We start from the raw sequence: 12,062 nt of genomic DNA on the forward strand, positions 1-12,062 counted from the left end.
ATGGCTCACTGTTGTGGCGGTAGCAAACATGATTCCCTGGCCAAAAGTGTCACCGATGCACGGGATGCCATCCTCGCGGCCAGCCTGCCGGTGCAAGGCACCGAAAATGTCCATCTCGGTAATGCGTTGGGACGGGTACTGGCCATGGACATTCATGCCCCTGCCAACGTGCCCGCCTGGTCCAATTCGGCCATGGATGGCTACGCCCTGCGCAGCATGGATAACGATAGCGTACGACGCATCATCGGCCAGTCTTTTGCCGGACATCCCTTCAAGGGGCGTGTCGGTGCCGACGAGTGCGTACGCATCATGACCGGTGCCGTAGTTCCCGAAGGCGCAGATGCCGTCCTGGTTCAGGAGGAGGCAGAAGTCCATGCCGACCAGAAGATCACCCCGCAGGCAGTCAGCAAGGCGGGTGCGAATATCCGCCAGCCCGGTGAGGACCTGCAGGCCGGGGCCCTGGCCCTGGAAGCCGGAACCTGGCTGCGTCCCGCCCAAATCGGGCTGCTCGCCAGTCTGGGCATTGCCGAACTGGCCGTCTATCGCCGTCTGCGGGTCGCATTTATCTCTACTGGCGACGAGTTGCGCCCGCTGGGCGGCGCACTGGCTCCTGGGCAAATCTACGACAGTAACCGTTATACACTGCACGGCATGCTGGAACGTCTCGACTGTGAAATCCTCGATCTCGGCCGCATCGCCGACGATCCTGAGTCCATAGAAGCGGCCCTGCACAGCGCCGCAACCATGGCCGACGTGGTGATCACCACTGGCGGCGTCTCCGTCGGCGACGCCGACTACATCGCCGCACTCCTCGGCCGTCTCGGCACCATCAACTTCTGGAAAATAAACATGAAACCAGGGCGTCCCCTGGCTTTCGGGCAACTCGGCAACGCCACCTTCTTCGGTCTGCCCGGCAACCCCGTCTCCGCCATGGTGACTTTTTACCAGTTTGCACGCCCCAGCATCCTCAAGCGCATGGGCAAAGCGGCACCCTGGATCCCTCCGCTGCTACAGCTTCCTTTGGCAGAGGATCTCCAGAAAAAGCCCGGACGCACCGATTTCCAGCGCGGTCACCTGCTGCAAACCCCCGCCGGACTACAGGTGGCGGGAATTGGTCAACAGGCTTCCCATATCATGAGTGGAATGGCCCATGCCGACTGTCTGATCATTCTTGCGGCCGAAGCCGGGCACACCAAGGCTGGCAGCCTGGTGGACGTGCAGATACTGGAAGGGCTCGTCTGAACCCGCGCTCAATCCAGGCCATGCCGCGCCGTATAGGGCGTCGAGTGGCTGAGATGAAAGCGGAAATTGTCCGCGTAGAGTCGCTGTAACGCCGGATTCCCCCGGAATATCAAGAGATTTTCGGCGTTGACCTGCTCCGCCGCCTTGCTGAAATTGAAGCTGCCGGTGATCAGCGTCCCCGAATCGATCACCATCACCTTGTTGTGAGCGATGGCGTGCTGGTCGTCAATGTACACGGGCACCCCCTGATTGGCAAAAAAATCCGCCACCGAATATTTCTGGGTGCGCTGGCTCCTGTCCAACACCACCTTCACGTCGACGCCTCTTTTGGCGGCATGGAGCACGGCCCTGGCAATCGGCGCGCTAGTGAAGCTATAGGCCTGCACCCAGACCCGCTGCTTCGCCTCGCCGACCGCCTGCACAATGGCCGCCGTCGCACCGCCCGGCGGCGAGAACGCCACCTCGATCGTCCCCTGCGCCGGCACCGTTACGGGCGTAGCCGGCCGCGCGGCTGTGGCAGATACCCACTGATCATGTCCCCAGTTTTTCAGCGTTTGCCAGCCGGATCCACCGGCCTGTGCCCCCGCCGCAAAAGACGTCAGCAACAGTCCACAAACCAGCACAATGCTCGACCGCTTCACTCCAGCCATGAACGCTCCTGCTTATTGTTATCTTGGCTCGATAGGACCTGAAACGCGACGAGGCCAAATCGCCCAAAAATCTCCTGAATGACGCTCTGTCATTATCATGGCGGAGTCGGTGACCGCTCCGCTTCCCCTGTTCATTACATTTCCGGATTTTTCACTATGCACACTAATACATTGATATTTAAATTGCTTTTATAGCATACCGGTTCCAGAGGTAACAGGCAATCCCTGCCATCGGGGCGAACGGCAAACACAAAAAGCCAGGGCTAGGTGCTACCGCTATACGAATGCTGGCGGAAGCACGAGCACTGGCGCGTGAACGACGCAAAGCGATTACAGAGGGACGTGATCCGGCACTTGTCCTGCACCCCGAGGCAAATCCGGGGGCATTTACTGGCCCTGGAGGCCTACGGGTAAATAAGCCATAAGGGCGTATGGGTGTGCTTCATGAATCAGTAAACGAATCTGTTCCACGGGAATCACTCCAGGAAGCGCGGGATTTTTCCCCAATATAACGTCACGTAGGCTTGCCAGACTCCACATATTCGACCATTGTGGAATGGTATTCGCTGGAATTGGTTGAGGCAGGTATTGTACCTGATATTTCCCCTTAGCAAGCTTTGCCAGTTTGGCCGCCTCCTGAATGGCTTGCGGCATACCTCCGAGTGCATTGACCAACCCAAGGTGATAGGCGTCCAGGCCACTCCAGGCGCGACCCTGGGCATCGTGTTCCACTTTACTTAGTGGGATATGTCTGGCATTGGCCACCAGGTTTACGAAGTCAGCGTATGTGTTGTCTACCACGGCCTGAAGTGCTTTTTGAACATTTTTACCCATGGGTGAAAATGGGGACAGGGCGTTGGCATTTCTCGTAGTGGCTATCCCGGAATAGTGAATGCCCAGTTTTTTTAGCAGCCCCGCATAGTTCGGAAATAGTGCGAACACACCGATATCGGCAGTCAGCGTGGTGGGGTGTGCATAGATACGATCTGCTGCAGTTGAGAGCCAGTAAGCACCCGAGGCGCCTAGGGTGCCCATGCTGACGATAACGGGCTTGTGCGCCTTGCGTATGCGTAAAATAGTTGCGCGAATCGCTTGAGCAGCGTTTACATCACCACCAGGGCTATTGACCTGCAAAACCACTGCCTTGACGGAGGCTTCATGACCTACGCGATCCAACTGTTTGATCGTGGCCTGGGCAGCGACTACTCCTGGGAGGGGGGTATCTCCGGTTACGAGCATTCCGTCAATGGGTATGACCGCAATTTTGGCGTTGGCGGTTGTGGATGGTTTGGTTGCAGCCAGATAGGCATGCAAACCAATCTTTTTGATGTGTTTAGGAGTTTGTTTGAGCGCGGCGGCAACCGCCTGTCTGAAAGCGTGCTCATCGCCGATACAAGTGATCAGCCCTTGCTTCAGGGCAAGTTCTGCAGCATTTCCTTGATAATTTTCCAAGAGTTCAGGCAACTGATCTGCATAACGGCTGACCTGTGTGGTCTTCAGCCCACGACCCTTGGCGACATTTTGCAGATAAGTATCCCACCACACCTTCAGCCAGGCGGCATTTTCTACCTGCGCAGACTTGGACATATGCGTCACGGTAAGAGGCTCCATGGCGGATTTATATTTACCTTGCCGAAAGGAATACACCGTGATTCCTAACTTGTCTAACAATCCTTTGAAGTATAAACCGCGCGTCGAAAATCCTGTGATCAGGACGGTACCCAGCTTGGGCATATAAATGTGGTTGGCCTGGGCGGCCAGCAAATAAGCATCCTGGGAATAGTCGGGCGCATAGGCATAAATGGGTTTACCATGAGCGCGGAAACGCTGGAGAGCCCGTGCTACGGTGTCTATCTGGGTGATACTCCCCCCACTAAAGTCACTTAAATTCAATTCCAGCAGATGGATACGCGCGTCCGTGGAGGCACGATCGATGGCTTGAACCATCTGTCTAATGGAAACACCTGCAGGTTTCCGCCCGTCAAGATGATTGAGCGCACGACTCTGCCAGGATTCGCTTTGGCTGTAAAACAAGGAGCCCTGGGGAGCGATAAGCAATGCAGCATCATCGGGAACGGCAACGTGGTAGAACAGTTTATAGGCAAAAAAGGCGATAAGGAACAACAGAATGGCGAGCGTCAGCAGGTTGAGAACTCCTATGCGTAGCCAGTGCAAAGCGCGGCCCAGCCAAACGAAGGGGAGAAACAATATGCGCATGGTCAATCATCCCATCTGCAGCAATGAATTTTGGAGTTCCAGCGAAGCAATAAAGAACCCTACATGGGACCAGTATACAATATTTTGGTTTTTTGGCGGACGTATTACCTACTGGTACCGTCCCTGATAGTAAACCGACTAGCGTAGGCATGAGGGGATCATCCCTCCGCCGCTTCGGAAAGAACCGTATTGGACGATATGGGGCCATTCACGAGCCGACCTCCGCCGGCACCAGCAGGGCGACGGGAAAGCAAGCGAGTGCCTGGGCGAGTGGGAGGCGAGGCTCGTCTCCGGTGGCATCAGGGCGCACCGTCTCGCCGGTGAACAGGTTTCCCCATGCCGCGGTCGGGTCGGGGAGTTCCACCGCTGTGTCGGTCCATACCGCCTCGCCCACCGGCAGGCGTTTTTCGTCGCCGAGCAGGGTGGCGAAGAGCTTGGCGCGGCCGAAGGGCGGCGTAATGACGCCATTTCAAAGTACCTGAAAGTAGCCGACCCATGTGGCTACCCCGAGCCATGAAACTCAAAATATTCTTGCGCTGTCCTCGGATGGAGACGGCTGTGCCAGCGGTTAATGGGGTGACCAGCACTCAGTCGTCCTCAGGCATGGGTGCACCTACTTCTTGAAATGGCGCTGAAACCACGCCAAGGCCAGGCTTGCCGCTTCTTCCAAGGTGCCGGGCTCCTCAAAAAGATGGGTGGCGCCGGGAACAATGACCATTTGCTTCTCTGCCCGCAGCTCGGCGTAGGCTGTTTCATTCATGCCGATGACCACATCGTCGAGACCACCGACGATCAGGAGGGTAGGCGCCGTTACTCGGGAGATGGCCGGTCCGGTCAGATCAGGCCTCCCGCCGCGGGAGACCACAGCAGCAATAGCGTCACCAAATTGGGCGGCTGCGCGCAAGGCTGCCGCAGCACCGGTGCTGGCACCGAAATAACCCAGGGGCAGGCCCGCCGCCTCCGGCTGTCGCTGTGTCCAGCGGGTAGCTAAAGCCAGTCGCTCGCTCAGCAGGCCGATATCGAAGCGGGTGGCATATACCCGATCCTCCTCTTCGGTCAGCAGATCGAAGAGCAGGGTAGCAATACCACCATCACGCAGCACCTGCGCCACATAATTATTCCTGGGACTTAGGCGGCTGCTGCCGCTGCCGTGGGCAAAGAGCACCAGGCCGAGGGCGTTTTCGGGAATCACCCAGTTGCCTTCCAATCTCGTCCCTTCTGCCGAAATGTGAACGGACCGTTCTAACCCTACCATGCCTTACCTCCCGTTGACCGATCAACTCGCTCATTATAACAACTGTCACAGCCAATCGCGCTCAAAATCCGGGTATCATCCAAAAACACCTGCACAGCGGTCAGAGTACAGCAGGTAAATGCTGCAGTTGGCACACACAGTGGAGCGGTTTGCGGGTGCAATCACTCCACTTTCACTTCAATGGCATTATGCTTCGTCCGAGCACTTTTTGGCATCTGTAGATTCAGCATACCATCCTTGAACGTAGCTTTTATATTGGATTCGTCAACATTATCTGGCAGCGTAAAGCTACGAATGAAACTTCCGTAGTATCGCTCGATTCTATGAAACTTTTTCCCTTTCTCCTCCTTCTCCTGCTTCCGTTCACCCTGGATGGTAAGTACCCGTTTATCCACACTGACTTTGACATCTTCTTTCTTGACCTCGGGTATTTCGGCCTTGATCAGAAACTCGTTATCAGTCTCGCTGATATCAACGCGGGGCGACCAATCACCCGCTGTTATGAGTTCCTGACGCCGGGAAGGCCAACCCATCGACATTATATAGCGGTCGAACATGTCGTCTATTTCACGCAGTGGTTCCCATTTAATAAGTGCCATGATATTGCTCCTGTAATGATGCGGGACGGAGCCCTCACCTTGCAGGATGGCCCGCGTTCTGTCCGGCAAGGCCTGGCGCTGCGCTGTTAAATCTCAATGCCAGCCCCTTTCATTATAGCAATAGATCCCCGCACCAGAGTCGGGCGCGCCGCTCTGGGATTCCGTACCGGGTGCCGCCCTCTGTGCCATGGCTGGCGACGCGACCATTGCTGGCTGGTCTACAATTGCAGGATGAGGCTCGTTGCTTTCCGTAAACCCGCGACGGTACGTCGTCATGGAAGGTATATGGCGACTACAAGGAGGTGTTTCATGCATGCCATGGTGCTGGAAGAGGTGGGTAAACCTTTGGTGCCCACTGAACTGCCGCGACCACGGCCACAGCCGGGCCAGGTCTTGGTAAAAATACTGGCGTGCGGAGTGTGCCGTACCGATCTGCATGTAGTGGACGGTGAATTGCCCAACCCCAAACTACCACTCGTTCCCGGCCATGAAGTAGTCGGCCAGATAGAATCGGTAGGAAGCCCGGATATTTCCTTACTGACCGGTCAGATGGTGGGGATTCCCTGGCTCGCATGGACTTGTGGTGCCTGCGAATATTGTCGATCAGGACGGGAGAATCTTTGTGGGCAGGCGCGTTTTCATGGTTACACCGTGGATGGCGGTTACGCCGAGTATATGGTCGCCGATGCGCGTTACTGCTTCCCTCTTCCAGACATTTACGCCAATCCGGAAGGTGCCCCGCTATTGTGTGCGGGACTCATCGGCTTTCGGGCCTTACGTTTTGCGGAGGGGAGCCGACGCCTGGGTCTTTACGGATTCGGCGCTGCGGCGCATTTACTGGTTCAGGTGGCGCGTTACCAAGGCATGGAGGTCTATGCATTTACCCGCCCAGGCGATAGCGAGACACAGGATCTAGCGATTAAATTGGGGGCTGTGTGGGTAGGTGGATCGGATGTCCAGCCGCCACAACCGCTGGATGCGGCAATTTTGTTTGCGCCGGTTGGAACCCTGATACCTATTGCTCTTCAGGCGGTCAAGAAAGGGGGTGTTGTGATCAGTGCGGGAATTCACATGTCGGATATCCCAGCTTTCCCCTATTCCTTACTCTGGGAGGAGCGACAGGTGCGATCTGTTGCCAATCTGACGCGCAAAGATGCCGAGGACTATTTCCCACTGGCACGGCGTATCCCGGTGCAAAGCCATGTCACGACGTATCCTTTGAGCATGGCAAATGTGGCATTGGCGGATTTGAGACGGGGTGCGATCCACGGTGCGGCGGTGCTGGTTATGGGGACATGGCAGGAACGCGAAACGTGAAAAGGATATGGATTCTAACGGTCCTGCTGTGGCTTGCTTCTGCTGCTGGCAGCGGCGCACTCGCGGCAACTGCGCCGGCACCGGTTTGGTTGCGTGTTGCCCGCGCACTTGCGCAAATGCACTATTTACCAGGGCAAGTGGGCTGGACCGGGCTAGGGGGGGCAAACCCACAAATTTGGTGGTTATGGCCGTCAGGCACGCCGTCTGCACTGCAGGTGCTCACTCCGAACTCTCCTGGATCGCCCTTGCTCTTCGGGGCTCTGGATTTTTTTGCCAAGGTGCATGGGCTGCCATGGTCAAACCAAAGCAGCGACTGGTTTGATCCAGACAACCGTCATCGCCTTTATGCGGACGTCCTTGTCGCCCATCGGCGCGGGGAATACGCGCCAAAGCCGTTTGTGTGGGTTTATGTGCGCAAAGGCACGCCAGAAACTTTGTCTATTTGGCGGTACAACGCGGCAACGAATAGGGGTAAATGGGTGTTGCAAAGCCCGACCAATACCGGGGTGCCCGGTGCGGACACCCCCAACGGTACCTGGGCAGTCTACGCGCGCTTTCTGAGTACGCGAATGACCGGTTGTTTTCCCCATGGCGAGTGTTATAACGATTCCGGCGTGCGCTTCGTCAATTATTTCTGGGATGGCCGTGCGGTACACTATTTCCCACGTCTTGCGTACGGGTTTCGACAAAGTAACGGTTGTGTGGAACTGCCGTTAAAGGCGGCACAAAGCGCCTATGGAATGATGCACATCGGTACGCCGGTGACGGTGGCGCCATGATACGTTTGATGCGGCTCAGTCGGCACGGATGGTGGTGCTTATTGGCTTTTGGGTGTTTTGTTGCCACGATGGCGCCATGTGAAGCGGCGGCCGGGGTGCATGTCCCTGTCCTACTGCGGATACTGACACCGCGCGTGGGAGAGATGATCCATAGTAATCAGGACAGGGTCGCTGTGCGCCTTCTGGTGTTGCCTCCTTCCGCATTTCAAAAGGGGTTGCAAATCAGAATGACGCTGGACGGCAAAATCCGACCTCATGTGCGGACGCGCGCATCTTTCACCATGACTCATGTATACCGTGGAAAACACGTTTTGCAAGCCGCTCTTGTCACGAAAAGAGGCCGTATCGTGACCGTGTCTCCTGTGGTGGTGTTTTATCTCTGGCATGCTTCCCATTTATTTCATGCCGCTCCCATTCATTAGGCCTGGCAACGGCTATATGGGCTGTGGTCAAAAAATTTCCAGGGAGAGGGTGTAATGTTGCGTTGGCGTTGGCACCATCTTATCAATTGGCTTGAATCGACAGGCATCATCAGCGCGATGTTGTTGCTGATGACGTGGATCGGTTGGCTCCTGGGTGGTGTGGAGACGCTTTACGTGATGCTGGGTGCGGGCATTCTGTTTATTTTATTTGCGCCCCGGCTGATGCCACAATTACTCATTCGTAGAATGGGAGCGGAAGTCATTACACCCGGGCAATCACCGCTGCTCTTCGATATGGTGCAAAGACTGTCCGAACGCTCTGGGCTGGAACATTTCCCGACCTTGTATCACCTGCCCACCCCTGCCCTGAATGCATTTTCCACCGGACTGGATGCGCATGTGTCGTTGGTGATTTCTGATGGCCTGCTGCGCACACTTGACGGGCGTGAACTGGCTGCTGTGTTGGCACATGAGATCTCCCATATCCGCCACAAGGATATCTAGGTCATGGTGGTTGCGGATCTCTTCAGCCAGATGACATGGACGTTTTGTTTGCTGGGCCAGGTTTTGATCCTGATCAATTTACCCTTATGGATCATTCATAAGTACACCATGCCCTGGGAGCTGATTTTTTTGCTGATTGTCGCACCCTCGGTAAGTATGTCTTTGCAATTGGTTCTTTCTCGCACACGTGAGTTTGAGGCGGATCGTGGCGCCATGGAACTCACCCATGATCCCCAGGGTCTGGCCAGCGCACTGCAAAAGATGGAAGATGCCCAGGAGCGGGAACTGAAAATACTGTTCCCCAAACTGGGCAGAGTAGCCATTCCCTCGTGGTTACGCACCCATCCGAGGACAGAAGAACGCATTCGCCGACTTTTCTCCGCAATGCGTCCCTTGAGCCATCCGGAAATATGGGCATGGGACCACGGTGTAAGTCTGCCCATGGCCAAAGACCTGCCACGTTGGCGTCACCTGTCCGGTTTTCGTTGGTAGTAGGGATAGCCTATTACTTTATCACGGCAGGAATCCCCATTGCCGGGCACCCCCGCATGGATCCCGGCGGGCGCAATTCCCGGTTTTACCAAAGGAGAAACCCTTGGCGGCAAGCGCAATTCATGCGACTACCCCTCCTGAACCATCCCAAGAGCATCGTTGGCTGATCACCATTGCCCTTATGCTGGCGATGGTGATGGTCTTGTTGGACATGACTGTAGTGAGCGTGGCGCTGCCCTATATGATGGGAACCTTGGCTGCTACGCCGAACCGCATCACTTGGGTGCTCACCGCCTACCTAGCCGCCAATGCCGTCACTATACCATTGACCGGCCATCTTGCTGCCCTCTTTGGGCGGCGGCGTCTTTTCCTCATCAGCGTTTCCGGTTTTGTCGTTGCCTCGGGGCTGTGCGGAGCGAGCCAGACTTTGGCGGAAATCGTCTTTTTACGTACCCTGCAAGGGGGATTCGGCGCGCTCATGGTGGTCTTGACTCAATCCACCATGGTCAATCTCTTTCCGGGCAAGGAACGGGGGCGAGCCATGGCCATTTGGGGCATGGTGCTGATGGTGGCGCCGGCCATGGGTCCGGTCTTGGGCGGCTATATCACGCAGCACATGGGCTGGCGTTGGCTGTTCTACATCAACCTTCCCGTCGGGATTTTTTCGCTCTTGCTGGGTGCCGCCACCATGCGGGAGAGCGAAAGAAAAAATCTGTCCACTGACTGGCCGGGTCTATTGCTCATGGCGATTGGAATCGGCAGCCTGCAAATCGTGCTGTCACGGGGTAATGAGGATTATTGGTTTGACTCCAGACTCATCGTGGCCCTGTCGATCCTCGCGGTTTTTGGTATCCTCACTTTTTTGCTGCGGGGATGGATGATCGCCGACAACATCATCAATCTCCATCTCTTTCGCGACCGCAGTTTCGCCACCGCCACGCTGATCACCGGCGTATTCGGCCTTGGTCTCTTCGGCACCACCGCCATGCAGCCGCTCATGCTGGAGGGACTGCTGAATTACATGCCGGAAACCATCGGCTGGGTCATGTTTCCGCGCGGCGTCGCCAGCGCCGTTACGATGATGATCGTTGGGCGCTTCATCAATCGTTACCAGCCGCGACTTTTTATCGTAGCCGGGGTTTTACTGACTGGGATCAGTACCTGGATCATGACCAGTTACAGTCTGTATATCAGTCCTGCCTGGGTCATTTATCCCGGTATTATCCGGGGGATCGGTATGGGGCTGATTTTCGTGCCCCTTACCGTCATCGCCTTCGATACCCTGCCGCTCGCGGTATCGGCGGAGGCCAGCGGTATTTTCAACCTCGCCCGTACCCTCGGGAATTCCATCGGTATCGCCATCGACGGTACCGTGCTCACCAATGAGACCCAAATCAACTGGAACCAGTTGGGCGGGCACATCAATACCTTCAGTGCGGCGTTGCCGAATTGGCTGCAAGCCAGCGGATTGGCAGCACAGGATCCCCGCGTCTGGGCATTGCTCGGGCAGACCTTATTCAGCCAGGCCGAAATGATCGGCTTCCTGGACGTGTTTCAGTGGATCACCATCATCTTCTTTTGCCTGTTGCCCCTGACATTGCTGATCCCCAGGCGCGTTCTTCCAACAGGTTAAGCCGAGATGACAGGTACGGATGGGGCGAGAATGGACAGGCGGAGCGTCCAAAAGCATTGGTGGTATATAAAGCTTGCGGCCTGGCAATACCGCATGTAGGTGAACGGAGCACGATGCCGTCTTGCTTAGTCGCTCAAGCATGAGCCCGACATTACTCCGTTCCGTTGGCATGGAATCTGTGCGCTGCGCAGCCGATAGTGCCTTTATTTGTCCGGACAGGTGCAGTGCGGACGGGCGCCCCTCTTTTTGGCTGCGACCCATAGTCCGCCGCGGTCACTGGCCCTTATTCCAGGGCCGCTCCTTTTTGCTCAGATCCTGGAGAAAATTGGCGATTCCCTCGCGGGCCACTGTATGCCCGTAAGTATTCCGGTAAGTCAGGTTCATGCATACTCCGTCGATGAATACATCGTAAATCTTCCAGCCGGAACGTTCCTGGAGGAACGCATAGGTGACCGGAATGTTCGCCAGCCCATTCGTTTGCAGAATCGTCGTATTTACCTGCACGACGTCAGGATGTCGATATATCTGGCGACTGCTTAGGACCTGTACCGTCTGTCCGGAGTAATGACTGAATGCAATCATGTAGGTATGAACCAGTTGCTCCTTGAAAAGCCGGACGAATTCATCCTGCTGTGCCGGCGTCATCTGGCTCCAGTATTGACTCATGACGAAGCGCGACATGGTCATGAAATCAATGTGGGGCAGCACGATATCTGCAATCTGTTGCTGGACGGCGGGAGTGAAAGGTCGCCCCTCGTGCGTCTGCAATACGTGGATGACCTCTTGGGTGATGTCCCGGACAATGATAGTGGGCGTATCCGGTACCGCCGCCCAGACTGCGGTGCTCCACAGGAGCAGGAAACATGCGCTCCAGATACTGCTGAACACTCTGAAACGATACAGTGTTGCGATGTCTTTGTTGTTCATGAGGACGTCCTTTGCACCAATGTCG

The 12,062-nt window shown here is 56.1% G+C and carries 9 protein-coding genes and 1 pseudogene; 5 read left to right on the plus strand and 5 right to left on the minus strand.

The genetic code is table 11. From position 1 onward, the window contains the following. The gene (gene glp / locus F6A13_RS08975) at positions 1–1,242 is read left to right on the plus strand and encodes a gephyrin-like molybdotransferase Glp (protein WP_113525458.1); all 1,242 of its coding nucleotides are present in this window, start codon (positions 1–3) and stop codon (positions 1,240–1,242) included. Positions 1,243–1,250: 8 nt separating this feature from the next. Here glp and F6A13_RS08980 read toward each other — a convergent pair whose 3' ends face one another. The 4 genes from F6A13_RS08980 to F6A13_RS09000 form a co-directional block, all read right to left on the minus strand. Further along, positions 1,251–1,892, minus strand: coding sequence for a phospholipase D family protein (locus F6A13_RS08980; RefSeq protein WP_113525457.1), 642 nt, complete (start codon positions 1,890–1,892; stop codon positions 1,251–1,253). A gap of 387 nt (positions 1,893–2,279) precedes the next feature. Beyond that, positions 2,280–4,109, minus strand: a complete 1,830-nt coding sequence (sppA, locus tag F6A13_RS08985) for a signal peptide peptidase SppA (RefSeq protein ID WP_126604216.1) — start codon at positions 4,107–4,109, stop codon at positions 2,280–2,282. Positions 4,110–4,722: 613 nt separating this feature from the next. Beyond that, the gene (locus F6A13_RS08995) at positions 4,723–5,364 is read right to left on the minus strand and encodes a dienelactone hydrolase family protein (protein ID WP_113525455.1); all 642 of its coding nucleotides are present in this window, start codon (positions 5,362–5,364) and stop codon (positions 4,723–4,725) included. Between the two features lie 161 nt (positions 5,365–5,525). Next, positions 5,526–5,963, minus strand: a complete 438-nt coding sequence (locus F6A13_RS09000) for an Hsp20/alpha crystallin family protein (protein WP_113525454.1) — start codon at positions 5,961–5,963, stop codon at positions 5,526–5,528. A 309-nt stretch (positions 5,964–6,272) separates the two neighbouring features. Here F6A13_RS09000 and F6A13_RS09005 point away from each other — a divergent pair, with 309 nt between their 5' ends. The 4 genes and pseudogenes from F6A13_RS09005 (at position 6,273) to F6A13_RS09020 (ending at position 11,110) form a co-directional block, all read left to right on the plus strand. After that, on the plus strand, positions 6,273–7,280 hold the full coding sequence (locus tag F6A13_RS09005) for a zinc-dependent alcohol dehydrogenase family protein (RefSeq protein ID WP_126604217.1): 1,008 nt from the start codon (positions 6,273–6,275) through the stop codon (positions 7,278–7,280). Further along, the gene (locus F6A13_RS09010) at positions 7,277–8,059 is read left to right on the plus strand and encodes a L,D-transpeptidase (protein WP_172959311.1); all 783 of its coding nucleotides are present in this window, start codon (positions 7,277–7,279) and stop codon (positions 8,057–8,059) included. The genes F6A13_RS09005 and F6A13_RS09010 overlap by 4 nt, the downstream gene beginning before the upstream one ends. A gap of 716 nt (positions 8,060–8,775) precedes the next feature. Continuing rightward, positions 8,776–9,477, plus strand: a pseudogene (locus F6A13_RS09015) (zinc metalloprotease HtpX). A 103-nt stretch (positions 9,478–9,580) separates the two neighbouring features. Next, the gene (locus F6A13_RS09020; RefSeq protein ID WP_113525449.1) at positions 9,581–11,110 is read left to right on the plus strand and encodes a DHA2 family efflux MFS transporter permease subunit; all 1,530 of its coding nucleotides are present in this window, start codon (positions 9,581–9,583) and stop codon (positions 11,108–11,110) included. Positions 11,111–11,383: 273 nt separating this feature from the next. Here the strand turns inward: F6A13_RS09020 and F6A13_RS09025 are convergent, their stop codons facing one another. Beyond that, positions 11,384–12,037, minus strand: a complete 654-nt coding sequence (locus F6A13_RS09025) for a phospholipid-binding protein MlaC (protein WP_113525448.1) — start codon at positions 12,035–12,037, stop codon at positions 11,384–11,386. Between the last annotated feature and the right edge of the window lie 25 nt (positions 12,038–12,062).

It is taken from the genome of Acidithiobacillus sp. 'AMD consortium' (assembly GCF_008926505.1).
GTDB lineage: Bacteria > Pseudomonadota > Gammaproteobacteria > Acidithiobacillales > Acidithiobacillaceae > Acidithiobacillus > Acidithiobacillus ferridurans.